This window comes from Lichenicola sp. GTC18331, assembly GCF_055386855.1.
In genome coordinates, this window is record NZ_AP045015.1 from 1,788,936 (window position 1) to 1,812,035 (window position 23,100).

The 23,100-nt window shown below is 68.4% G+C and carries 19 protein-coding genes and 1 pseudogene; 9 read left to right on the forward strand and 11 right to left on the reverse strand.

The genetic code is table 11. From position 1 onward, the window contains the following. Positions 1-22: 22 nt before the first annotated feature. The 5 genes and pseudogenes from ACZ5BM_RS08265 to ACZ5BM_RS08285 all read right to left on the reverse strand — a co-directional run bounded on the left by ACZ5BM_RS08265 (position 23) and on the right by ACZ5BM_RS08285 (position 3,897). The gene (locus tag ACZ5BM_RS08265; protein WP_498911379.1) at positions 23-475 is read right to left on the reverse strand and encodes a DcrB-related protein; all 453 of its coding nucleotides are present in this window, start codon (positions 473-475) and stop codon (positions 23-25) included. Next, positions 465-833 (reverse strand): ankyrin repeat domain-containing protein, encoded by a 369-nt coding sequence (locus ACZ5BM_RS08270; protein ID WP_498911381.1) that lies wholly within the window; start codon positions 831-833, stop codon positions 465-467. The genes ACZ5BM_RS08265 and ACZ5BM_RS08270 overlap by 11 nt, the downstream gene beginning before the upstream one ends. A gap of 125 nt (positions 834-958) precedes the next feature. Further along, positions 959-1,612: pseudogene (locus ACZ5BM_RS08275) on the reverse strand (Tle-like phospholipase domain-containing protein). After that, entirely contained in the window at positions 1,593-2,204 is a 612-nt protein-coding gene (locus tag ACZ5BM_RS08280; protein ID WP_498911383.1) for a PAAR domain-containing protein, read from the reverse strand. Before ACZ5BM_RS08280 ends, ACZ5BM_RS08275 begins: the two are co-directional and overlap by 20 nt. Positions 2,205-2,265: 61 nt before the next feature. Next, the gene (locus ACZ5BM_RS08285; protein ID WP_498911384.1) at positions 2,266-3,897 is read right to left on the reverse strand and encodes an NAD(P)/FAD-dependent oxidoreductase; all 1,632 of its coding nucleotides are present in this window, start codon (positions 3,895-3,897) and stop codon (positions 2,266-2,268) included. 90 nt (positions 3,898-3,987) lie between these two features. On the opposite strand from ACZ5BM_RS08285, the gene ACZ5BM_RS08290 reads away from it, so the two are divergent. Continuing rightward, positions 3,988-5,145, forward strand: a complete 1,158-nt coding sequence (locus tag ACZ5BM_RS08290; protein WP_498911386.1) for a cation diffusion facilitator family transporter — start codon at positions 3,988-3,990, stop codon at positions 5,143-5,145. A gap of 5 nt (positions 5,146-5,150) precedes the next feature. Continuing rightward, entirely contained in the window at positions 5,151-6,542 is a 1,392-nt protein-coding gene (locus tag ACZ5BM_RS08295; RefSeq protein ID WP_498911388.1) for a uracil-xanthine permease family protein, read from the forward strand. Here the strand turns inward: ACZ5BM_RS08295 and ACZ5BM_RS08300 are convergent. Together ACZ5BM_RS08300 and ACZ5BM_RS08305 are read right to left on the reverse strand one after the other, a co-directional pair. After that, entirely contained in the window at positions 6,470-7,831 is a 1,362-nt protein-coding gene (locus ACZ5BM_RS08300; protein WP_498911390.1) for an amidohydrolase family protein, read from the reverse strand. The two genes, ACZ5BM_RS08295 and ACZ5BM_RS08300, sit on opposite strands and share 73 nt — an antisense overlap. Beyond that, positions 7,831-8,970, reverse strand: coding sequence for a PA0069 family radical SAM protein (locus tag ACZ5BM_RS08305; protein ID WP_498911392.1), 1,140 nt, complete (start codon positions 8,968-8,970; stop codon positions 7,831-7,833). The genes ACZ5BM_RS08300 and ACZ5BM_RS08305 overlap by 1 nt, the downstream gene beginning before the upstream one ends. A 257-nt stretch (positions 8,971-9,227) precedes the next feature. Here ACZ5BM_RS08305 and ACZ5BM_RS08310 point away from each other — a divergent pair, with 257 nt between their 5' ends. Further along, positions 9,228-11,312 carry a putative bifunctional diguanylate cyclase/phosphodiesterase gene (locus ACZ5BM_RS08310; RefSeq protein ID WP_498911395.1) on the forward strand — a complete coding sequence of 695 codons (2,085 nt, stop codon included), beginning with the start codon at positions 9,228-9,230 and terminating at the stop codon, positions 11,310-11,312. A gap of 90 nt (positions 11,313-11,402) precedes the next feature. Here ACZ5BM_RS08310 and ACZ5BM_RS08315 read toward each other — a convergent pair whose 3' ends face one another. Next, positions 11,403-12,941 carry an aldehyde dehydrogenase (NADP(+)) gene (locus tag ACZ5BM_RS08315; protein ID WP_498911397.1) on the reverse strand — a complete coding sequence of 513 codons (1,539 nt, stop codon included), beginning with the start codon at positions 12,939-12,941 and terminating at the stop codon, positions 11,403-11,405. A gap of 176 nt (positions 12,942-13,117) precedes the next feature. Between ACZ5BM_RS08315 and ACZ5BM_RS08320 the strand changes: the two genes are divergently transcribed. From ACZ5BM_RS08320 to ACZ5BM_RS08335, 4 genes are all read left to right on the forward strand, one after another. Beyond that, a complete protein-coding gene (locus ACZ5BM_RS08320) occupies positions 13,118-13,951 on the forward strand; it encodes a FadR/GntR family transcriptional regulator (RefSeq protein ID WP_498911399.1) in 834 nt (277 codons plus the stop codon). A gap of 295 nt (positions 13,952-14,246) precedes the next feature. Beyond that, positions 14,247-15,179 (forward strand): 2-dehydro-3-deoxygalactonokinase, encoded by a 933-nt coding sequence (locus tag ACZ5BM_RS08325; RefSeq protein WP_498911401.1) that lies wholly within the window; start codon positions 14,247-14,249, stop codon positions 15,177-15,179. A 20-nt stretch (positions 15,180-15,199) separates the two neighbouring features. After that, the gene (locus ACZ5BM_RS08330) at positions 15,200-15,832 is read left to right on the forward strand and encodes a 2-dehydro-3-deoxy-6-phosphogalactonate aldolase (RefSeq protein WP_498911403.1); all 633 of its coding nucleotides are present in this window, start codon (positions 15,200-15,202) and stop codon (positions 15,830-15,832) included. After that, complete coding sequence (locus ACZ5BM_RS08335; RefSeq protein WP_498911405.1) at positions 15,832-16,752, forward strand: Gfo/Idh/MocA family protein; 921 nt, start codon at positions 15,832-15,834, stop codon at positions 16,750-16,752. Before ACZ5BM_RS08330 ends, ACZ5BM_RS08335 begins: the two co-directional genes overlap by 1 nt. Positions 16,753-16,831: 79 nt before the next feature. Here ACZ5BM_RS08335 and ACZ5BM_RS08340 read toward each other — a convergent pair whose 3' ends face one another. Continuing rightward, complete coding sequence (locus tag ACZ5BM_RS08340; RefSeq protein ID WP_498911407.1) at positions 16,832-17,239, reverse strand: winged helix-turn-helix transcriptional regulator; 408 nt, start codon at positions 17,237-17,239, stop codon at positions 16,832-16,834. Positions 17,240-17,343: 104 nt separating this feature from the next. On the opposite strand from ACZ5BM_RS08340, the gene ACZ5BM_RS08345 reads away from it, so the two are divergent. Beyond that, on the forward strand, positions 17,344-18,414 hold the full coding sequence (locus ACZ5BM_RS08345) for an SDR family oxidoreductase (protein ID WP_498911409.1): 1,071 nt from the start codon (positions 17,344-17,346) through the stop codon (positions 18,412-18,414). Positions 18,415-18,524: 110 nt separating this feature from the next. On the opposite strand, the gene ACZ5BM_RS08350 is transcribed toward ACZ5BM_RS08345, so the two are convergent. Next, positions 18,525-19,802 (reverse strand): sigma-54-dependent transcriptional regulator, encoded by a 1,278-nt coding sequence (locus ACZ5BM_RS08350; RefSeq protein WP_498911411.1) that lies wholly within the window; start codon positions 19,800-19,802, stop codon positions 18,525-18,527. Continuing rightward, positions 19,799-21,520 (reverse strand): sensor histidine kinase, encoded by a 1,722-nt coding sequence (locus tag ACZ5BM_RS08355; protein ID WP_498911413.1) that lies wholly within the window; start codon positions 21,518-21,520, stop codon positions 19,799-19,801. Before ACZ5BM_RS08355 ends, ACZ5BM_RS08350 begins: the two co-directional genes overlap by 4 nt. 225 nt (positions 21,521-21,745) lie before the next feature. Here ACZ5BM_RS08355 and ACZ5BM_RS08360 point away from each other — a divergent pair, with 225 nt between their 5' ends. Beyond that, positions 21,746-23,095, forward strand: coding sequence for a dicarboxylate/amino acid:cation symporter (locus tag ACZ5BM_RS08360; RefSeq protein ID WP_498911549.1), 1,350 nt, complete (start codon positions 21,746-21,748; stop codon positions 23,093-23,095). Positions 23,096-23,100: the final 5 nt, after the last annotated feature.

Genomic DNA, 23,100 nt, shown 5'->3' on the forward strand with positions numbered 1-23,100 from the left:
AAGAAGAAACGCTGCGCCGATCTCAACCGTTTCGGAAGCTCTGCAGCATGGTGCGGAAGGTCGGTTCGAGCGCGGCGAAATCCGCATCGCCCGCCGTGGCGGTCGAGGTGATAACCGTTTTGTCGTCCGCGAAGGCGAACAGGATCGACTGCGTCACCGGGATGCCGCTCGACGCCCAGCGTATGCGCAGCTCCACCGTCATGCGCTCGCGCGTCGCGTCGCGGCGGGAGACCGGCGTGAACCGGTCCAGCGAGGCGCGCATCTTCTCGACCTGACGGTCAACGAACTGCGTCAGGCGCTCGACGCGCTCCTCCGGCAGGTCGTCCGGCACCGCCTCCTTCGACACCACCAGCGTCGGCGTGACCCCCGACGCACCGGGCGTTCCCGCCGTGACGATCAGCATGGACGCATCCGTCCAGCCCGGCGGGCAGGTGATCCGCATGGATTGCACCGTGCTGGTCAGGTCACCGGACATGAGAGTCTTCCTTCTTCGGCGGCCACTTGCCGTCTTTGTCCAGCGCCAGGATTTCCGCACGCCCCGGCGGGGGGAACGGATAGCCGCGCGCCTTGAGCTTTTCGATCACGCGGAGACGGGCCGCGTCTTCTGGCGAACCGGGGAGGATGCGGCTCGCCACTGCACGTTGTGCGACTGTTATTCCGAACTGATCGTGGGCCCAAATATCGGCGCCGTGATCCAGAAGAATCTCGACCAGAGGCCATGTGTCGATTTGTGAGGCTCGGATCATGGGAGTTCCCTGATCTTCTGGACTACGCTCGTTTAGATTTCGTCCTTGAGCCACCAGTTCCTTCACGCCGTCCGTGTCGCCGTGCATGATCGCTCCGAAGAGTGAGCGTCCTGTAGATCCGTTCATCAAATCCTCCCCTGCCATACTTTTGAAACCTGCGAGCATCACGGCCAGGTTAAGAAGCAGGCAAGACACCAGAACGCCTTTCCGCATTACAGACAGCCATTCTCAATGAGCGCTTGGGATACCTGCGCCTGTTTCTGAGCCAGAGCGCCGTTGACCGAACTCATCATGTGCAGAAGAACGCTTCGTACGGCGATCCCTCCCGCGGCGGCCCACGGTCCGAGAGCCGCCAACGCGACGACCGCCGTTTGCCGGCCATAATCTGCGGCATCCAGTCCCCAGGTCCGCGTCGCGGCAGATTTCGGCATTCCAGGAATGGCTTGGCTCGCCCGCAGGACCTCTCCTTTCACGTAGACGGCATCGATATTGGCTGGAACTGGATGGGGGACTGTTCGGGCATTGAGGCCGGCAGCATTGAATGTCGTAGCCGGGAGGCCGGATGCTTCCGCAGCAGCGGACGCCATGCCGCCCCCCAGCGAATGTCCAGTGAACCGGGCGCTTGCCCCGGCAGGTGATCCGGCGACGTTCGTGGCAATAAGCTGAGCTTGCGAGTAGTAGAACGTCTGATCGCCAAGACCCTACTTCAAATTGGCATGCCAGTCCTGACCGCTGAAAATAGAGGTTCCTTTAAAGGCAATCAGCGGCGCCCCTGTTTTATTATCTACGAATACGGCTGCGCGAAACTCTGTAGGTTTGTCATGATTGTCTGGATCACCAGGGTGCTCAAGCATCTTCTCGGTCAAACCGAGCGCCGTCAGGTCCTCGGTCGTCGCATTGCGATATCCGTCCGGCGCCTTGCGCGTTTCTGGCGGATCGTAGGGCGTCGATGGCGAAGCGGGCGAGATCGTTCTGCTGGCCCCGAAGCGCCGAACAGACCGGCGATTGTCGCGGTCCGCCGATGAAGACGTTGGGCAAGCCTGAGCGGATCATGGCGCCGCAGACGAGCAGATCGGTCACGCGCGAAGCGGGGCGGCCGTTGATGAATACGGCGGCGGAGCCCGTTGCGACCGGCAGCGGCTCCTCGCCGTGCATCAGGCATTCGCCCATGGCCTTCTGGACCATGGTCGCCGGAAGGTCGTTGATGAACACGTTGAACGAGCCGATCGTGAGCGCGCCCGTCTCGGGGCCGGCCATGGCGCTGCCGATCGCGTCGCCCAGGAGACCGGCGATGCCCGTGGTGGCCACCGCGGCGCCGGCGGCGATCGCTCCGAGACCGCCCGTTGCGACGATGCCCAGCCCGATCAATGCGCCGACCGCGATCCTCGCCAACACGCCCTGCAGCTGGGCATTATGGCCGAAGCGATCCGTCACTCTGGCGGCGGGATGAAGGCTCATGCAGGCTCCGTTCCGGATCGGGACCGTGCACGTCCGGGCGGGGCCTGTCCACCCGGCGGCATCACCCCGCCAAAGCGAGCGCCTCCGCCACCCTGATCCCGTCGATCCCTGCCGTCAGGATGCCGCCGGCATAGCCACAGCCCTCGCCTGCCGGATACAGGCCACGCGTGTTCAGGCTTTGCAGATCGGCACCACGGGTGATGCGCACGGGGGACGAGGTGCGGGTTTCCACGCCGGTCATCACCGCATCCGCCATGTCGAACCCCCTGATCTGGCGGGTGAAGGCCGGCAGCGCCTCGCGGATCGCCTCCACCGCGTAATCCGGCAGGCAGGTGCCGATATGGGTGGGCGTGACGCCCGGCTTGTAGGACGGTTCCACCGCGCCGAGTTCGTGCGACGCGCGATCGGCCAGAAGATCGCCGACGCGCTGCGCGGGCGCGCGGTAGCCGCCGCCGCCGGCCTGGAAGGCGAGGCTTTCCCAGTGGCGCTGGAAGGCGAGACCAGCCAGCGGCCCTTCGCCGAACGGCGCGAAATCCTCCGGCGTCAATCCGACCACGATGCCGGCATTGGCGTTGCGCTCGGCGCGGGAATACTGGCTCATGCCGTTGGTGACGACGCGGTTCTCTTCCGATGTGGCCGCCACCACCGTGCCGCCCGGGCACATGCAGAAGCTGTAGACGCCGCGGCCGTTCTTCGCGTGATGCACCAGCTTGTAGTCCGCGGCGCCGAGCAGCGGATGCCCGGCATGATCGCCGAAGCGGGCCGCGTCGATGATCGATTGCGGATGCTCGATCCGCACGCCGATGGAGAACGGCTTGGCATGCATCTCGACGCCGGCCTGGTGCAGGGCGGCGAAGGTGTCGCGCGCGGAATGGCCGATCGCCAGCACCACGTGGTCGGCCTGGATGTGTTCGCCGTTCTCCAGCGTCACGCCCTCGATGCGGCGCTGCCCCTCGGCGTCGCGTCCGATGGAAAAGCCGGTCACCTTGGCGGAGAAGCGGTATTCCCCGCCCAGCTGCTCGATCTCTGCGCGCATGCGCTCGACCATCGACACCAGACGGAAGGTGCCGATATGCGGCTTGGAGACGGTCAGGATCTCTTCCGGCGCGCCGGCGCGCACGAATTCGTGCAGCAGCTTGCGGCCGTAATGATGCTTGTCGCTGACCTGGCTGTAGAGCTTACCGTCGGAGAACGTGCCGGCGCCGCCTTCGCCGAACTGCACGTTGCTTTCCGCTGTGAACCGCGCCTTCCGCCACAGGGCGAAGGTGTCCACCGTGCGTTCGCGCACGGCGCGGCCGCGCTCCAGGATCAGCGGGCGGAGCCCCATCTGCGCCAGGATCAGCGCGGACAGCAGGCCGCACGGTCCAGCACCGATCACCACCGGACGGCGATAGCCGGGACGCACCGCGCGCGCCTCGCCGTCCTCGACCACGAACCGGTAGCGCATGTCCGGCGTCGGCCCTACGCGCGGATCGTCGCGGAGCCGCTCCAGCACCGAGGCTTCGTCGCGGAGGGCCACGTCGTAGGTGTGGACGAGGCTGATCGCGCCACGCTTGCGGGCGTCGTAGCCGCGCCGGAACAAGGCGTGCGACAGCACGTCCGTTTCGGGCACGGCGAGGCGCGCGGCGATGGCCGGCAGCACCGCCTCCGGGGCATGATCCAGCGGCAGTTTGAGTTCCGTCACGCGCAGCATGGAGAAACCCGGCTAGAAAGGGCAGAAACCATGCGCCCGGATATCGCCCCGGCGTCGGGGGCGTGCAAGCACGGATGAGGGAGGTGGCCCATGCAGCAGCGAGATCACGACCAGACGGCGGACCATCGCCACGGCGAAGACGGCCCCGACGACGCCGGAGCGCAGGACCGTGCGCACGATCACAGCCACGGAAATGGCTGCGGCTGCGGCCATGACCACGACCATCAACACGCTCATGGGCACGCCCCTTCCGGCCACGGTGCCGGGGACCACGATCACGACCATGACGGGCACGGTCATGGCGCGCACGGACACGGACACGGACACGGACACGGCCATGATCATCACGGCCATTCGCACGGTCTCGGCGGCCATTCCCATGCCCCGGCCAGTTTCGGCCGCGCCTTCGCCATCGGCATCACCCTCAACCTGCTCTATGTCGCCGGCGAGGCCGTCTACGGCGTGATCGGCGGCTCGCTCGCCCTGTTGTCCGATGCGGGACACAATCTCGGCGACGTGCTCGGCATCGGCGCGGCGTGGCTCGCCAGCGTGCTCGGGAAGCGACGGCCGGCCGGGCGTTTCACCTACGGTCTGCGCCGCTCCTCCATCCTGTCGGCGCTGTTCAACGCCACCCTGCTGCTGGTGATCACCGGCGGCATCGCCTGGGAGGCGATCTGGCGCCTGCTGCATCCGGTGCCGGTCGGCGGCACGCTGGTGATGATCGTGGCCGCGATCGGCATCGTTGTGAACGGCGTGACCGCGCTGCTGTTCATGTCCGGCGCCAAGGACGACCTCAATCTGCGCGGTGCCTTTCTGCACATGCTGTCCGATGCGCTCACCGCCGCCGCCGTGGTGGTGGCCGGGCTGCTGATCACCCTGACCGGCTGGGAGCGGATCGACCCGGCGATCAGCCTGCTGGTGTCGGCGATCATCGTGATCGGCACGTGGTCGCTGCTGCGCCAGTCGGTCGCCCTGGCGCTGGATGCGGTGCCGCAGGGGATCGATCAGGCGGCGGTGGCGCAATATCTGCGGGCGCTCCCGGGCGTGTCCGACCTGCACCACCTCCATATCTGGGGCATGAGCACCACGGAAACGGCGCTCACCGTGCATCTGGTCCGTCCCGGCCTGCCGCCGGACGATGCGCTGCTGCGCACCGCCTCGGTCCAGTTGCAGGAGCGCTTCGGAATCGGCCATGCCACCTTCCAGGTGGAACAGGCGGCCGACTGCATCGACTGCGCGGCGGCCTGACCCCGATGCACCGGGTCGACGACCGCATTCCCGTCTGGCAGGCCGTACCGCTCGGCCTGCAGCACGCGCTTTCGATGGACGTCTATATCGTCCCGTTCCTGATCGGCACGGCGCTGGGCCTGCCGGCCGCGCTGATGGCGTCGCTGATCGCCGCGTCGCTGGTGGCGGCGGGCGTCGCCAGCCTGATCCAGTCGCAGCTCTGCCTGCGCCTGCCGCTGATGCAGGGACCGTCCTACGTGCCGATCGGCGCGATGATCGCGATCGCCGCCTCGGCCGGCGGCGGGGTGGACGGGATCGGCACGGCGGTCACAGCACTGATCCCCGGCGCGCTGCTGCTCTGCCTGGTCGGCTGGCCGCTGCGCCTGTTTCACCGGGTGATCCGCAGGCTGGTGCCGCCTCTGGTCGGCGGGGCGGTGATCGTGGTGGTGGGCATCACGTTGATGCCGGTGGCGATCCAGGCCGATGTTCTGGCCGACGCGCCGGAGCGTCTGGACGGCAACCTGCTGCTGGCGATGGCGTCCGCCGCCCTCCTGGTCGGCGCCAGCCTGGGCGGCGCGTCGTTGGGACGCGCGGGCGCGATCCTGCGCAGCGGCTCCGTGCTGGTGGCGCTGCTGGGCGGTTCGCTCCTTGCGTTCGCGATGGGACGGCTCGATCTATCGCCGGTCCGGGCCGCCGCCTGGGTGGCGCGGCCGCGCTTCATCGGCCTCGATTTCCCGTTCCATGTGCAGCCGGGCGCGATGCTGGCGATGCTGCTGGTCTATGCGGTGGTGCTGGCGGAAACCACGGGCACGTGGCTGGTGGTGTCGGCCATCACCGGCCAGCCCTTCGGCGAGAAGCAGGCCGATCGCGGGGCGTTGGGCGAAGGGCTCGGCTGTCTCGTGTCCGCCCTGCTCGGCAGCACGCCGGTGACGGGCTATTCCGCGAATGGCGGCGTGATCGCGCTCACGGGCGTCAGCAGCCGGCGCGTGTTCGCGGTGGCGGCGTTGTTTCTGGTGGCGTTCGGTTTGTGCGGCAAGCTGGCGGCTTTCATCGCCTGCGTTCCGGCGCCATTGATCGGCGGCATTTTCGGCGTGCTGTGCGTGGTGATCCTGATGAACGGTCTGCGCATCCTGGCGCGTGCATCGGAGGAGAACGGGCATGACGAGCGCACGGCGATGGTGGCCGGGCTGCCGATCCTGCTCGGGCTCGGCACCGCGCTGCTGCCGCGTGCACTGATCGCCGATTGGCCGTTGCCGGTGCGCGAGTTGTTCGGCTCGGCCACGGCGGTGGGGGCGGGGGCTGCCGTGCTGCTCAATCTGGTTCTGCCGGCGCGCAGAACCACGCATCAGCGTGCGGAGCGGCCCGCCAGCCTGCCGCCGGTCCAGACCGAGGCCACGTTGGCGCGCGAGGCGCCGTAGAGCAGCGTCGCCAGCAGATCGGCATCGCTTTCGCCACCCCAGATCCGCAGCGTGCCGCCCGGCGCGTTGGGATCGATCCTGATCGCGTCGAACAGCATGCCGGGGGCGAAGCGTCCGACCGGCAGATCGAGCACGTCCGCCCCGCCCGCCGTGGCGAGGTGGAAGGCGGCGGCGATATCGATGCGCGATCCGGGACGCCCGCGTTGTTCCGGCGGCAGAGACGGGTCCACGCCGCTGTCCAGCATGCGCGAGGCCGCCACCGCCATGCGCGCGGCCTCGAACATCGACGCGCTCGGACCGCCGGAGATATCGGTGCCGAGCCCGACGCGCACGCCGCGCGCCAGAGCGGCACGCAGGGGAAACACCGAGCCCGCGAAATAGGCGTTGGAGAGCGCGCAATGCGCGACGCCGGCGCCGCGACGGGCGATCAGATCCATGTCGTCCGGCTGCAGCGCCACGCCATGCGCCAGAACCGTGCGGCGCGTCAGCAGGCCGAACCCGTCCAGAACGGCGGCGTCGCTGCGTCCGAAGCGTTGCAGAACATCGTGGTGCGCCCAGTCGCTTTCCGAACAATGCGTCTGCACCGCGCAGTCATGCGCGCGCGCGATCTCGCCCAGGCCGTGCAGCAGCGCATCGGTGCAGGCCGGAACGAAACGCGGCGTGACGATCGGCCGCACCAGACCGCGATTGTTCGGGATCGAGGCGATCTGCTCGATCAAGGCGCGGGTGCCGTCCAGCGCCGCGTTCGCGTCCGGATCGCGATAATCAGCCGGGCAGAGCTCAGCGCGATCCATCGCCACACGCCCGACCATCGCTCTTTGCCCGAGCGCCACGCAGAGTTCGGCCAGACGCAGCGTGGCGGCACCGTGCAGCGTGCCGAAATAGACCGCGGTGGTGGTGCCGCCTTCCAGCAGATCGGCCACCAGGGCGGCATAGGTCGCATCGGCGAAAGCGAGATCGGCGAAACGCACTTCCAGTGGAAAGGTGTAGTGAAGCAGCCATTCTTCCAAAGGCCGGTCGAGCGCCTGCCCCAGCTGACGGATCTGCGGCGCATGGATGTGCAGATCGACGAAGCCGGGCAGAAGAAACCCGTCCAGGCGCAGCAAGGCTCCGTCCCGGTCGGCCCGTTTCGCCGCCGCCGCATGGTCGGGATCGTCGGCTGCGAGAACGCGCTCGATCACCCCGTCCCGGTCGATCCGGATCAGCGCATTGCGCAGACGCGATGCTTCTCCCAGTGCCGGGGCATGGAACGCGTCGCACAGAACCGAGCATCCGCGCAGATCGCGCATCAGAACAGCGCCATCTGCCGCTCCGCGCCGCGCGCGACCATCGCGTTCGGGTCCGGCGGCACATGGAACAGATCGCATCGCAACGATGCCGGCCGCGACAGGCCGTTCCGGCGCGACGCGATGGCGAAGCGTTGCGCCAGCAGGTCGGCGTAGGCGCCCTGTCCGATGAAACGCCGGCCGAACCGGCTGTCGTTCAGCTGCCCGTCCCGCGTCTGCCGGATCAGCGTCAGAACATGCGCGGCGCGTTGCGGATAATGCTGATGCAGCCAGGTCTCGAACAGGGTGCGCAACTCCAGCGGCAGGCGCAGAAGCGTATAGCCGGCCGCATCCGCACCGGCCAGGGCGGAGGCTTCGAGAATGCGTTCCAGCTCGGCATCGTTCAACCCGGGGATCATCGGCGCGGCCAGAACCCCGGTCGCGATTCCTTCTTTCGCCAACTGCTCCACCGCCTGCAGACGGCGATGCGGCGCCGCCGCCCTCGGCTCCATGCGGCGCGCCAGCGCATGGTCCAGCGTCGTCACCGACAGCCACACGCGCGCCAGACCACGCTCCGACATGCGTCGCAGAATATCAGCGTCGCGCAGCACACCGGCCGACTTGGTGACGATGCTGACCGGATGATCGAACCGCTCCAGCACCTCCAGAACCTGACGAGTCAGCGCCAGCGTCCGGTCCACCGGCTGATAGGGATCGGTGTTGGACCCGAGCGCGATCGGCCGCGCCTCGTAGCCTGGACGTCGCAGCTCGCGCTCCAGCAAGGTGGCGATTCCGGGTTTGAAGGTCAGTCTGGTTTCGAAATCGAGCCCCGGCGACCAGCCGAGATAAGCGTGGCTCGGCCGCGCATAACAATACACGCAGCCATGCTCGCAGCCGCGATACGGGTTGATCGCGCGGTCGAATCCGAGATCCGGGCTCTGGTTGCGCGAGATCGCGCTGCGGCTGCGGTCGGGGGTCAGCGTGGTGGCGAGCGGCGGCAGCGGCGCATCGATCGGCGCCGCCTCCGCCTCGCCCGGCCAGCCATCGTCGAACGGCTCCGTCACCGTGCGCTCGAACCGGTTCGGCACGTTGTCCGACACGCCGCGTCCGTGCCGGATCGGCACTGGAGGCAGGTTCGCCTCCCAATCCATCCATTGATCCATCGGTCCGCCTCCGCGTCCTGCCTCGGTCGGGGCCATCGCGGCCACGGCCCGATCCTCCACCCTTCCCGACGGCAAATCAAGAACAAAATAGGAACATTTGCGCCGCCATAACAATGTTGCGAAACGATAAAACCCCGTTAGGCAAATGCTTAGGATCGGCTAGGCTCTCAGCCCCCTGGCAGCAGGATCATATCGATGCTGATCACCCACGGCGTTGCGTCCTCGTGTCGTTGATCGTCGTTATCCAAGAAAAGCTGTTGGATCGCAGCGCCTTCTTGCGTTTCGCGCGCGACGTCGCCGACGATGCGCGGGGCTTCGCCGACCCGCTGGCAGCGCTGGACTGGCTCGCACTCTACGAGGCCGATCTGATCGTCGCCGACTTCCACATGCCGAAGCTCGACTCCGCCGCCTTCATCCGACGCCTGCGCGCCCTGCCGGGCCGGGAGCATGTTCCGGTGCTGGTGGTCACCGCGGCGGACGACCGCACGCAGCGCGAACAGGCTCTCGATGCCGGAGCCAGCGATTTCCTGACCGGCCCCGTGGACCGGTTCGAGTTCGTGACGCGCAGCCGGACGCTGCTGCGCCTGAACCGGCAGCATCGGCTGCTTCAGGAGCGATGCGACGTTTCCGCGTTCCAGAACCAGACGATGGCCAGAACCGTCTGCGAACGGGTTGACTCGCTGTCGCAGATGATCGACGCCCTGCCGGCCTTCATCAGCGCCGCCACGCGGGACGGGCGCGTCGTCTTCACCAATGCGATGCATGCGGCCCATCCGAAGCGCAACGTCCATGCCCCTCTCCACGGCGTGCCGGCCTTCGACGAGGATTACCGGCAGCGCAGCCGGGCGCTGGATGCGCTGGTGTTCCGCAGCGGACGGGCTTTGCCGACCTTCGAGCAGGAGGTCGCGAGCCAGGATGGCGGACGGCGCGTGCTGCTGACCACGAAATCGCCTTTGCGCGACCGCAACGGCGCGGTGGACGGGGTTCTCACCACCTCGCTCGACATCACCGCACGCAAGGAACTCGAACAGCATCTGCAGCACGCGGCGAGCCATGACAGCCTCACGGAACTGCCCAACCGGTCGATGCTGCAGGCGCGGCTGAACGCGACGCTGGAGCGCGCCGGTCTGGGAAACCGCTTGGTGGCGCTGCATCTTCTGGATCTTGACCGGTTCCGTCAGGTCAACGACCGGCTCGGCCAGATGGCCGGGGACGAGTTGCTGCGGGTGATCGCGGACCGGTTGCGCTCCTGCATCGGCCCGGCCGATCTGGTTGCCCGCATCGGCGCCGACGAGTTCGCGGTGCTGCAGTATTCCGTGGTGCAGGTCGAAGACGCCGCCATTCTGGCACAGCAGATTCTCGAAACGACCACGCGTCCGGCCGTTCTGTCCGGCCAGACCGTGGCGGTGAGCGGCAGCATCGGCATCAGCCTGTCCTCGGTGGACACCGGAAGTGCCGCGGAGATGTTGCGCCATGCCGATCTGGCCATGTTCCAGGCCAAGGAGGAGGGCGGCAACCGGTTGCGCTTCTTCGTGCCGGACATGGACCGGCGCATCGAACGTTCGGCAGGGCTGCATCGGGAGCTGGAACGCGCCCTGCGCGCGGACGAGCTGGTTCTGCACTACCAGCCGCAGATGAACCTGCGCACGAGCCGCGTGTGCGGGGTGGAAGCGCTGCTGCGCTGGAACCATCCGGTGCGCGGGCTTCTGCTTCCCGGCGAATTCCTGCCGGTCGCCGAGGAAGTCGGCCTGATGAACGAGATTGACGAATGGGTGCTCCGGCGCGCCTGCCGGGAGGCGGTCAGCTGGAGCCGCGCCGGGTTCGAGGAGGTCCGCGTCGGCGTCAACATCTCGCCCGCGCGCATCTCCACCGATCGCACCCTGGACGCCATCGCCACCGCGCTGCGCGACAGCGGCCTGCCGCCCGGCCTGCTGGAGATCGAACTCACCGAAAGCGATCTGGTGGCTGATCTCGAGGGTGCGGCGCGGGCGCTGAGCCAGCTCCGCGCGTCCGGCGTGCAGGTGTCGATCGACGATTTCGGCGTCGGCTACTCGTTTCTGGGCCATGTGAAGGCCCTGCCGGCGGACCGGATCAAGATCGACCAGTCCTTCATCCGCAACCTGCTCTCCGACGAGGACGACGCCACCATCGTCCGCGCCGTGGTGGCGATGGCGCACGGGCTCCGCTTGGGCGTGGTGGCGGAAGGGGTGGAAACGGTGGAGCAGTTCACCCAGCTCGCCGTGGAAGGCTGCGACGACGTCCAGGGCTATTACATCAGCCGTCCGCTGCCGCTTCCGGCTTTGCTGGATCATCTCAAAAGCAATCCGCTCCCGAGCGATTGAGCATCATCCTGGAGCTTCGCTCCAGACCTCACCAAAGGGCAGTCGCCCTTTGGAAACCCAGACGTTCGGGGATGAAAGGGCCCCAGCGCCTTAGCCGAGCACGATCGCCCCATCCACGAGCCGCGGCCAGCGATACGGATTGGCGTCGCTCAGTTCCGCCGGCAGCAGCGGTGCCGGCAGGTTCTGGTAGCACACCGGACGCAGGAACCGGTCGATCGCCGCCGAGCCGACCGAGGTGGTGCGCCCGTCCGTGGTGGCCGGAAACGGTCCGCCATGCACCATCGCGTCGCACACCTCCACGCCGGTCGGCCAACCGTTACAGAGGATGCGGCCGCAGCGCGTTTCCAGAATCGGCAGTAGACGCACGGCGAAATCGTGATCGGCGTCGTCGAGTTGCACCGTTGCCGTGAGCTGGCCTTCGAGCCGTTCCAGCACCGACAGCAGCTCCGACGCGTCGTCACAGGCGACGATCAGCGCGCTGGCGCCGAACACCTCCTCCGACAGCGACGGTTCGGCGACGAACCGCTTCGCATCGGTGGTGAACAGCGCCGCCCGGCCCTGGTTCTCGCCCTCGCCCACCAGACCGGCCGCCACGAGCTGCACCCCGTCCACCAGGGAACGCGCGTCCACGCCCCTGTTATAGGCATCGTGGATTCCGGCCGTCAGCATGGTGGCGCCCGGCGACGCTGCCAGCCCGTGCCCGGCCCGCGCCACGAACGCGTCCAGCGCCGCGCCGCGCACGGCCAGGATCAGGCCGGGATTGGTGCAGAACTGCCCGGAGCCCAGCACCAGCGAGGCGACGAACCCGTCCGCCATCGCTTCGCCACGCGCCGCCAGCGCAGACGGGCACAGGATCACCGGGTTGATGCTGCTCATCTCGGCATAGACCGGGATCGGCACGGGACGCTCGGCAGCGATCCGGCTCAACGCCAGACCGCCGGCACGCGAGCCGGTGAACCCCACCGCCGCGATGCGCGGATCGGCCACCAGCGCCTGCCCCAGCGCCGTGCCGGGTCCGGAGATCAGCGCGAACACGCCATCCGGCAATCCGCATTCACGCACGGAAGCGGTGATCGCCTCGGCCACCAGCAGGCTGGTGTGCGGATGGGCGGGATGGCCGCGCACCACGACGGGACAGCCGGCCGCCAGCGCGGACGCGGTGTCGCCGCCGGCAACGGAGAACGCCAGGGGGAAGTTGGACGCGCCGAACACCGCGACCGGCCCTACCGGGATGCGACGCAGACGCAGATCGGGACGCGGCGGGGTGCGCTCCGGCAAAGCGGGATCCAGACGCACGCCGAAGCAATCGCCGCGCAGGATCGTGCGGGCGAACAAACGCAGCTGGCCGGTGGTGCGGCCCAGCTCGCCGGCGATGCGCGCCGGAGGAAGACCGCTCTCCAGCGACGCCGCCGTCTCGATCGCGACCCGGTTCGCTTCCAGCCGTGCCGCGATCGCGTCGAGGAAACGCGCACGCTGTTCCGGCGTGGTGGCCCGGTAGGGATCGAACGCCGCCGCCGCCCGCGCGGCCGCCGCCGCCACGTCCTCCGCCGTATGCACCGCGAGGTCCGGCCCCGTCGTCTGATTGGTGCGCGGGTCGATGCTTCTGAAGGCGGCGGCCTGGGTGGTCATCTCGCAATCCTTTGCTCGGGGCAATGATCCGTACACGATCTACAATCCGTCCCGACGTCCGGCAACGACGCGGCACGGGCGCCGTCGCGACGAGAATGGCTCCCGAGCCCCGTGAAGGCTGGCACCAGACGCGGTTTGCAACGAGAATGACGGATTGGGTGCAGGGAGCGTTCCACGTGGCAGATCGGATCGAGCGGAATTCCGCAACCGCGCAGGACGGACACGGCACCCGTCACGACGCGATCGACGGCCTGCGTCCGCAGACCCTGCGCGGCCGTGCCGCCGGCACCCCCGCCTCGCGTCGCCTGCACGACAACATCGCGCGCGGCATCGGCATCCGCATCGCCGCCGAAACGCTGAAGCCCGGCGACCTGCTGCCCGGAGAGATCGAGGCGGCGGAACAGTTCAGCGTGTCCCGCACCGCCTATCGCGAGGCGGTCCGCATCCTCGCCGCCAAGGGCATGGTGGAAAGCCGCACCAAGACCGGCACGCGCATCAGCCCCCGTGCGCGCTGGCACATTCTCGACCCCGAGGTTATCGGCTGGTTCCTGGAAACCAAGCCCAGCGAAGCCTTCGTGCGCGACCTGTTCGGCGTGCGGCAGATGGTGGAGCCGCAGGCCGCCGCCCTGGCCGCGACCCATCACACCAGACGCGATCTGGACGCCATGACCGAGGCGCTGGACACCATGGCCCAGCTCCAGCTCGGCACGGAGGAAGGCCGCGCCGCCGACCGCGCCTTCCATCAGGCCATCCTCGCCGCCACGGGCAACGAGCTGATCTCCGCCCTGTCGCCCACCGTGGCGGCGGCGATCTGGTGGACCACCTTGTTCAAGGCCCGCACGCAGCAGCCCCCGCGCGATCCTTTGCCGGAGCATCGCGCGGTTCTGGACGCGATCCGCGCCCGCGAGCCGGAACGCGCCCGCGACGCCATGGCCGAACTGGTCGGCTTCGCCTTCGACGACATGCAGCTCTCGCTCAGCACCGACGGCGACCGCCTGACCCGCGCGTGAGCCGCGCCTGACGCGATGCCCGTCGCCCCGCCAGCCGGGGCGGGGGCGATCGGGCACGGCCGTCATCCGAACGACAATACGAGACGGCCCGACCTCTCGTTAACTTCTTACAACCTGGAGTTGTTCAGAACAAATCCAGACCTTCCGTTGCGAGTGGCAGCACCGGCGGCCCGATCCGGGTCTTGCATCCGACGCAGCCCCCCTGCCGACCGATCTCCGCGCAACAGCCCGGACCGCGCAGGCGCGACTTGTCGCCGGCGCGTGGCACGCGCATAAGGCTCGCGGAGGATGAGATTTGTCTGACAATAATTCCCATACCGCCCCTGCCGCCCTGATCGCGCTCGATTGGGGCACCAGCAGCCTGCGCGCCTTTCTGCTCGCAGCCGACGGCACGGTGCTGGAACAGAGACATCGCCCCTGGGGTATCTCCGCCCTGCCGGACGGCGGTTATCCGGCCGCTTTCCTTCAGATCACTGAGAACTGGCCGATCCGCGCCCTGCCCGTGATCGCATCGGGCATGGTCGGCAGCCGCGCCGGCTGGAAACAGGTCGAATACCGCACCCTGCCCGCCGATCCGTCCGGCCTTGCCGATGCGCTCGACAGTGTTGCCTGCCCGCTCCCCGACGGCGGCGAGATCACCCTCCGGCTCGTCCCCGGCCTGCTCGATCCGGCCGGCCCGGACGTGATGCGCGGCGAGGAAACCGAGGCGATCGGCGCGCTGGAAGCGCTCGGCCACCCGAAGGAGCCGCTGCTGCTCGTCATGCCCGGCACGCACAGCAAATGGCTGCGCGTGAACGGCGGCGTGGTCGAAGGCTTCTCCACCTTCATGACCGGCGAACTGTTCGCCCTGCTCAACACGCGCTCGATCCTGGCCGGCACCGCCGAGCCCGCCGCCGACACGGAGACGGTGTTCGCCGAGGCCGTGCGCGAAGCCGCCGAGACCGGCCTCGCCGCCGCCTTGTTCCGCACGCGCGCCCGCATGCTCACCGGTACGCTCGATCCCGGCTGCACAGCGGCGCATCTGTCCGGTCTGCTGATCGGCGAGGAACTCACCGCGGCGCTGCGCACCGCGCCCGATTCCCGAATCGTCCTGGTCGGCGATCCTGCCCTGACGGAGCGCTACGCAAGCGCCTTCGCCGCTCTGGGCCGCCCCGTGCCGGAAACCCTGCAAGCCGCCGCGGTGCGCGGGCTTTATCGAATCGCCGTGTCCGCCGGGCTGGCGGGCTGAACCGGAAAGGAAGCGACGCCGTGCTGGCCGATCATCTCCAGTCCTCGCCCTTCATCGCCATTCTGCGCGGCCTCACGCCCGCGGAGGCGGTGCCTGTCGCGCAGGCCATCGTCGATGCGGGTTTGCGCATCATCGAGGTGCCGCTGAACTCGCCCGAGCCGTTCGAGAGCATCCGCATCCTGGCCGATCGTTTCGGCGAGAGCTGCCTGATCGGCGCCGGCACCGTCACCGATCCCGCCGACGTGGCGAAGGTGCGCGAGGCGGGCGGCCGTGTGATCGTCATGCCGCATGGCGATCCGGCGGTGATCCGCGCCGCCAAGGCGGCCGGCATGCTCTGCACGCCGGGAATCTGCACCCCCACGGAAGGCTTCGCCGCGCTCGCGGCTGGCGCGGACGCGCTGAAGCTGTTCCCGGCCGAAGCGATGGGCCCGGACGTGTTGAAGGCCATGCGCGCCGTGTTCCCGCGTGGAACGATGTTCCTGCCCGTGGGCGGGATCGTGCCCGGCAATGTCGGGGGATTCCTGAAGGCGGGTGCGGCGGGCTTCGGCCTCGGCTCCGGCCTCTACGCCCCGGGACGCGACGCCGCCGAGGTCGGACGTCGTGCCGCCGAATACCAGACCGCCTGGCGCGCCAGCGTTTCCGGAGAGCAGTGATGACCGACACACCGCTCCGCCTCGGCCTGGTCGGGCTGGGCCAGATCGCCCGCGTGCAGCATCTGCCGGCCATCGCCGCCAACCCGGCCTTCCGTCTGGTCGCCATCGCCAGCCGGGCCCAGACCGAGGTGCCGGAGGGCGTGGCGCTGCACACCACGCTCGGCGAGATGATCGCCGCCGGCGGCATCGACGCGGTCGTGCTCTGCACCCCGCCGCAGGTGCGCTACGCGCTGGTTCGGGAAGCGCTGCTGGCCGGGCTGCACGTGTTCATGGAGAAGCCGCCGACGCAGACGGTGGCGGAAACGCAGGACCTCGCCCGCATCGCCGCCGAGACCGGCCGCACCCTGCTGGCGAGCTGGCATTCCATGTTCTCCGCCGCCGTCGCCCCGGCGCGAAAGATCCTGGCCGAGCGCGGCATGCGCGCGATGCGGATCGACTGGGAGGAGGACGTGCACAAATTCCATCCCGGCGTGGACTGGTTCTGGCAGCCGGGCGGCATGGGCGTGTTCGATCCGGGCGTGAATGCGCTATCGATCGCGGTGGCCTGTTCGCCGGAGCCGCTGTTCATCCGCCAGGCCAGCTTCCGCGTCCGTCCCGGCGAGCAAACCCCCGTCGCCGCCGATCTCGCTTTCGCCACCCCCTCGCGCGACACCGGGCTCGAAGCACGGTTCGACTGGGACTATCGGGGCCTGGAACGTTGGACCATTCGCTGGACCCTGGACGACGGCGGCATCCTCGACCTGTCGCGCGGCGGCGGCGCGCTGGCGCTGGATGGCAAGGCTCTTCTCGACGCGCCGGACACGGAATATCCCCGGCTTTACGCGCATTTCCTCGATCTCGTGCGTGCCGGCCGCTCCGACGTGGAGATCCGCCCGCTGATGCTGGCCGCCGACGCGTTCAGTCTCGCACGGAGGGAGTGAGCAAGCGGTTCTGGACGGGCCGCCGTACCGTGCGGCGACCGGGAATGAGGCCGCAAGCGCGCCCAGGACCGGTCGGCCGTCAGGCCCGGTCGTCGTCGGGACGGCCACCGCGTCGCCGCGACGTCGCCCGTTCGCCCATCTGGTCGAGCGCGTCCGCGTTGTCGCGTCCCCAGCGATAAAGCAGCTCGACGGGCTCCACGAACCGGCTGCCGAGCGACGTCAACCGGTATTCCACCGCGGGCGGCACCGTCCCGGCCACATGGCGGGTGAGCAGCCCGCTTGCTTCCATCTCGCGCAGCGTCTGCGTCAGCATCTTCTTCGAGATGCCGGGCAGCGAGCGATGCAGGACGCCCGTGCGCGCCGCTCCGGCGTGTCGCGCGTGGAGCGTATGCAGGACCATGCTGGTCCATTTGGTCGCGAAGAGTTCGAGAACACGTCGCGGCGCGCAATCCTCGCGCCACTCCTCGTCCGCAGTGCCGGGCCGCATGGATGGATCCCTTCCGGTGCCTATGTCCCCATTCGGTGCCGTCTAGCGATTCATCTCCCGCCTGCCCAGGTCAGCGTGACGCCTACAGAAGGAAGACACGCGGCATGACCAGAACGGCACTCGTGGCGGGCGCCAGCGGCATCGCGGGAAGCGCGCTCGCCACGCTTCTCGCCCATAAAGGCTGGCGGGTGCTGGGCCTGGCGCGCCGCCCCGTGGACCAGCCCGGCATCGAGCCGGTCGCGGCCGATCTGCTCGATGACGGTGCGACGAAGAAGGCGCTCGCCGGCCACGCGCCGGATTGCGTCTTCATCACCACCTGGCTGCGCCAGCGGACGGAAGCGGAGAACATCCGCGTCAACGGCACGATGGTGCGCCATCTGCTGGATGCCCTGTCGCCGGAGAATGGCCGCAAGGGGGTCCGCCATGTCGCTCTCGTGACCGGCCTCAAGCATTATCTCGGTCCGTTCGAGGCGTACGGAAAAGGCACGCTTCCGCAGACGCCGTTCCGCGAAAGTCAGGGCCGGCTCCCGGTCGACAATTTCTACTACGCGCAGGAAGACGAACTCTTCGCCGCCGCGCGCCGCGACGGTTTCACCTGGAGCGTCCACCGTCCGCATACCGTGATCGGCAAAGCCGTCGGCAACGCCATGAACATGGGCACGACACTGGCGGTCTACGCCTCACTGTGCCGCGAAACGGGACGCCCGTTCCGTTTTCCCGGCTCGTCCGCGCAATGGAACGGCCTTACCGACATGACGGATGCGCGCCAGCTTGCCCGGCAGCTGCTTTGGGCGGCGGAAACACCGGACGCGGCCAACGAAGCATTCAATGTCGTCAACGGCGACGTGTTCCGGTGGAGCTGGATGTGGCAGCGGATCGCGGACCGCTTCGGGCTGGAGCCCGCTCCCTTCGACGGCACGCTCCTGACGCTGGAAGAACAGATGAGGGACGATGCCGCCCTCTGGCGCCGCATCGCCGGGCGCGAGAACCTGGCGGAGCCGGACCTGTCGCGCCTCGCCTCGCCCTGGCACACGGACGCCGATCTCGGCCGGCCGATCGAGGTCGTGACCGATATGAGCAAGAGCCGGCGATTGGGCTTTCTGGATTATCAGGCCACCGACGAAAGCTTCTTCGATCTGTTCGATCGACTTAAGGCGGACCGGCTGATCCCGTAGAAAGGATGGTACGATGAGGCTTGTTCTTTTTTGCAAAAAAGAACCAAAAAACTCCTGTCTGTTTGGGACGGAGAACCTTCCGGTCTGAGAAAACTCAGAAGAACACTCCATCACCGCCGCCCGCGCAAAGAGGTCAGGTCGAGCCCCAACCGTTTGACCCGGTAGTAGAACGTCTTGCGCGGAATCCCCAGCGCCACCACGGCCCGGCTCACATCGCCGTCTGCGGCGCGCAGGGCGTCCTCGATCAGGGTGCGCTCGAACGCGTCCATGCGGTCGCCCAGAAGCAGCGATCCGCCGCCGCTTTCGGCATCGCTGGCCAGACCGAGGCAGAAGCGCTCTGCATAGTTCGCAAGCTCACGCACATTGCCCGGCCAGTCCCGGCCGGCCAGCGTGTAGGGCAGATCGCGCAGAGGCGGTGCCGGTTGCCGCATTCCTTCGGCAGCACGCGCGACCAGAAACGCGAAAAGCACAGGAATATCCTCGCGCCTCTCGCTCAAGGGCGGCATCCGCAGCGGCATCCCGCCCAGGCGATGAAACAGATCCGGCCGCACACGCGCACGATCGGTTTCCCGCACGGTGGCGATGATGCGCAGATCGAGCGTTTCCGGCTCGCGCGCATCCGCACCCACGGATCGCGTTTCCGCCAGCAGCACCAGGCGATCTTGCAAAGCGTCCGACGCGCGATGCAGACCGGCGAGCAGCAGCGTACCGCGATGGGTGCGCGAGATGGTGCCGCCGCGCGCGAACAAGGACGGCAGGATTTCCGGCGCGGAGGCGGTGGCGCAATCGATCACGGTCAAACGATGCCGGGCGCGGCGGCCGCTGCGATGGATCGCCCGCGCCAGCATGGTCTTGCCGGTACCGTCGCCGCCCTCGATCAGCAGATCGAGATCGGCCTCCGCCAGCACCGGCAGCATCGCCCGCAAGCCGCGGATCGGCGCGGACTCGCCGATCAGCCCGCCGGCGGCACTGCGCTCCGCATCCTCGCGCAGCGCGCGGTTCTCCAGCGCCAGGGTCCGCGCCGCGGAGGCCCGCGCCACGCTGGCCAGAAGCGCGTCGCCGTCGAACGGCTTGGACAGGAAATCCCAGGCGCCGCGCTTCAACGCATCCACCGCCATCGGTACGTCGCCATGGCCGGTGATCAGGATCACCGGCAGGTCCGGATCGCGCGTGCGGACCTGATCGAACAGATCGATGCCGGACAGACGCGGCATCCGCACATCCGTCACCAGGACACCGGGAAACTCCGGCCCCAGAAGACGCGACGCCTCGACCGGATCGGACAGGGCGCGCACGGAAAACCCGCCCAGCATCAGCAATTGTCGCGTCGCCTCGCGCGCATCGTCGTCGTCGTCGACCAGCAGAACCGTTCCGGCAGCGGCACTCATGACGCCGCCTGCATCGTGACCTCGAACGCCGCTCCCTGCGCCCGCTCCAGCAGACGCAGGGAACCGCCCAGATCGATCATGATATCCTGCGCGATCACCAGACCGAGGCCCAGACCGTTGTCGCGCGTGGTCACGAACGGGGTGAATAAGCGATCGGCCACCGATGGCGGAATGCCCGGCCCGTTATCCGACACCACCAGACGCACCGTTTCGCCCTCCCGCGCGACAACCAGATCGACGCACGCATCCGGGCGCCCGGACAACGCCTCGATCGCGTTCTGCAGCAGGTTCACCAGCACCTGTTCCAGACGCACGCGCCCGCCGATCACGCGCAGGGACGGGTCCACCGACGGCCGTTCCAGCCGGATCGTGGCGAGCTGCTCGCGCAGGATCAGCAGCGCCCCGTCGATCACCTCGCCCAGCGCCACTGGCCGAAGCTGCCCGGTCGCCCGTCGCGCGAAACCGCGCAGCTCCGTCGTCACCGCGCCGACGCGATCGGCCAGACGACGGATCGCCTGCAGATTGCCGCGCACCGTGTCCAGATCGCCGCGATCCAGCAGTTTCTCGCTGGTCTCGGAATAGGTGCGGATCGCCGCCACCGGCTGCGCGGTCTCGTGCGCCACGCTGGCCGTCACCTGCCCCAGAGACGCCAGACGATTGGCCTGTCGCAGACGCTCGCGCAGGTCGGCCGCGCGCGCCTCGATCGCCCGCCGCTCCTCCATCTCCCGCGTCAGCTCCGCCGTACGCGACGCCACCGCCCGTTCCAGCTCCGCCGTTTGCAGGCGCAAACGACGCCGGCGCGCGCCCATCGCCCGCAACAGCGACAGAACCGCCAGAACCGCCACCGCCGTCACCGCCGCGGCACCGCGCGCGGCCTCCTTCGGCCCGGCCCCCACCGGCAGCAGCAGGGTCAGGCGCCAGCCATTCTCGGCCGTGTCCACCGTCGCCGACACGAAAGCGCGCCCGTCCACGACGGCGCGGTCGCCCTGCCCCGCCACCGGCAGCGGTTTCAGGTCGGACGGCGCGATGCTGTTCTCCGCACCGAGTGCCGCCGCCCGTTCCGGCGACAGCGGACGCGCCACGCCGAAGCGCCAATCGGCACGGCTGCTGACCAGCACCACGCCGTCCGGATTCTCGACGAAGGTGATGCCGCCGGCCCGGGCCCATTCGGCTTCCAGCCGGTTGAACTCGACCTTCACCACGGTCACGCCGCCGGTTTCGTTGCGCCGTGCCAGGTAAAGCCCGGGATTGCGGCTCACCGTGCCGCGCGCGAACTGGTCGTCCTGCCCCTGCGCGATCGCCTGCCGGAAATAGCGCCGGAACCGGTAGTCGCGTCCGACGAAGCTGTTGCGGCCGTCCCAGTTGCTGGCCGATACCGCGATGCCGTCTCGGTCGATCACGTAGATCACGGAGGCGCCGGTGCTGGCCGCCAGATCCGACAGCTTGCGGTTCAACATCTGCCGGTCGGCGGTGCCGCCGGAGAGACCGGCGACGATGTCGCGATCGTCGGCGAGCGCCAGCGGCAGCAGGCGGAACCGGGCGATCTCGCTGTTCAGCAGGGCGGCGCGCAATTCGGCATCCGAACGGGCCCGGTCGAGCAGGCCGCGAATTGCCGCGTGCTCGACCAGTCCGCCCACCGCCAGCGCGGCCAGTCCGGCGCAGAACAAGGCCGCCAGCAGCAGAAGCACCGGCCGGATCGGAACGGAGGCGATACGCACGCGCGGAGCCTAGCACGGCCCTGTGCCGAAACCAGCACACACGCCGCCGCGCGGTGTGCCGATTTCGGGACGGGTTCGCAGCCGGGAACCGGACAGATTGTTGTTTTCCTTGACCTTATTGCGGCGCACACCGAAAAAGCGACGCCGCATGGCCGCCGGGTGAAGAATGCTTCCGATGAAGACGCGCCGGGAAAGGCGCGCGATGTCGCGAGGAAGCCCAGCATGATGATCCAGCCCGCCAACGGCGCAGCGCCGCACGCCAAACGCCCCTGGTACGCACATCTCTACACCCAGGTGCTGGTGGCGATCGTCGCCGGTGTCGTGATCGGCCATTTCTGGCCGCAAACGGGCGCGGCGTTGAAGCCGCTCGGCGACGGGTTCATCCGTCTGGTGAAGATGGTGATCCCCCCGGTGATCTTTCTCACCATCGTTTCGGGCATCGCCGGGATGCGCGACCTGCGCGCCACCGCCCGCGTCGCCGGCAAGACCTTCGCCTATTTCCTGTTCTTCTCCACCCTGGCGCTGATCGTCGGCCTCGTGGTCGCCAACGTGCTCCAGCCCGGAAGCGGGATGCATGTCGATCCCGCTTCCGCCCATGGCGGCGGCGAGGCCGCGCAATATGCCGCACGCGCGCACGAGACCACCCTCACCGGCTTCCTGCTCGGCATCATCCCCGACACCTTCGTGTCCGCCTTCACCTCGGGCAACATCCTACAGGCGCTGTTCGTGGCGATCCTGACCGGCATCGCCCTCGCCATGGCCGGGGAGCGCGGCGAACGCGTGCTGGGCCTGATCGAGGACGTCTCGGCGATCGCGTTCCGCATCGTCGCCATCCTGATGAAGGCGGCTCCGATCGGCGCGTTCGGCGCCATGGCCTTCACCGTCGGCAAGTACGGCGTCGGCACGCTGGCCAATCTCGCCGCCCTGGTCGGCACGTTCTATCTCACCTCGCTGCTGTTCGTGCTCGTGGTGCTGGGCACCGTCGCTCGCTTGTGCGGTTTCTCGATCCTGCGTCTGATCGGCTATCTGAAAGCGGAACTGCTGCTGGTGCTGGGCACGTCCTCGTCCGAAAGCGCCCTGCCGAGCCTGCTGGAGAAGATGGAGCGCGCGGGCTGCCCGAAATCGGTGGTCGGCCTGGTGGTACCCACCGGCTACTCGTTCAATCTCGACGGCACCAACATCTACATGACCCTGGCCGCGCTGTTCATCGCACAGGCGTACGGGATTCATTTGAGCCTGGGTCAGCAGCTTCTGCTTCTGTCCATGGCGATGGTGTCGTCCAAGGGTGCGGCGGGCGTGACCGGGGCGGGGTTCATCACCCTGGCGGCCACTTTGTCGATCATGCCCACCATTCCGGTGGCCGGGATCGCGCTGATCCTGGGCGTGGACCGGTTCATGAGCGAGTGCCGCTCTCTGACCAACTTCATCGGCAATGCGGTCGCAACCATCGTGGTCGCGCGCTGGGAAGGCGTGCTCGACCACGAACAACTCGATGCGGCCCTGCATAATCGTCTGCCGGCCGTCGAGGACGATCTGGAGGTTCCCGCTTCCGCCGCCATCCGCCCCGCAGCCTGAGGAGC

Excerpts from the sequence above, each read along its gene's own strand:
- ACZ5BM_RS08265 (WP_498911379.1), bottom strand. The coding sequence starts at position 475 with ATGTCCGGTGACCTGACCAGCACGGTGCAATCCATGCGGATCACCTGC.
- ACZ5BM_RS08270 (WP_498911381.1), bottom strand. The coding sequence starts at position 833 with ATGCACGGCGACACGGACGGCGTGAAGGAACTGGTGGCTCAAGGACGA.
- ACZ5BM_RS08280 (WP_498911383.1), bottom strand. The coding sequence starts at position 2,204 with ATGAGCCTTCATCCCGCCGCCAGAGTGACGGATCGCTTCGGCCATAAT.
- ACZ5BM_RS08285 (WP_498911384.1), bottom strand. The coding sequence starts at position 3,897 with ATGCTGCGCGTGACGGAACTCAAACTGCCGCTGGATCATGCCCCGGAG.
- ACZ5BM_RS08290 (WP_498911386.1), top strand. The coding sequence starts at position 3,988 with ATGCAGCAGCGAGATCACGACCAGACGGCGGACCATCGCCACGGCGAA.
- ACZ5BM_RS08295 (WP_498911388.1), top strand. The coding sequence starts at position 5,151 with ATGCACCGGGTCGACGACCGCATTCCCGTCTGGCAGGCCGTACCGCTC.
- ACZ5BM_RS08300 (WP_498911390.1), bottom strand. The coding sequence starts at position 7,831 with ATGCGCGATCTGCGCGGATGCTCGGTTCTGTGCGACGCGTTCCATGCC.
- ACZ5BM_RS08305 (WP_498911392.1), bottom strand. The coding sequence starts at position 8,970 with ATGGATCAATGGATGGATTGGGAGGCGAACCTGCCTCCAGTGCCGATC.
- ACZ5BM_RS08315 (WP_498911397.1), bottom strand. The coding sequence starts at position 12,941 with ATGACCACCCAGGCCGCCGCCTTCAGAAGCATCGACCCGCGCACCAAT.
- ACZ5BM_RS08335 (WP_498911405.1), top strand. The coding sequence starts at position 15,832 with ATGACCGACACACCGCTCCGCCTCGGCCTGGTCGGGCTGGGCCAGATC.
- ACZ5BM_RS08340 (WP_498911407.1), bottom strand. The coding sequence starts at position 17,239 with ATGCGGCCCGGCACTGCGGACGAGGAGTGGCGCGAGGATTGCGCGCCG.
- ACZ5BM_RS08345 (WP_498911409.1), top strand. The coding sequence starts at position 17,344 with ATGACCAGAACGGCACTCGTGGCGGGCGCCAGCGGCATCGCGGGAAGC.
- ACZ5BM_RS08350 (WP_498911411.1), bottom strand. The coding sequence starts at position 19,802 with ATGAGTGCCGCTGCCGGAACGGTTCTGCTGGTCGACGACGACGACGAT.
- ACZ5BM_RS08360 (WP_498911549.1), top strand. The coding sequence starts at position 21,746 with ATGATCCAGCCCGCCAACGGCGCAGCGCCGCACGCCAAACGCCCCTGG.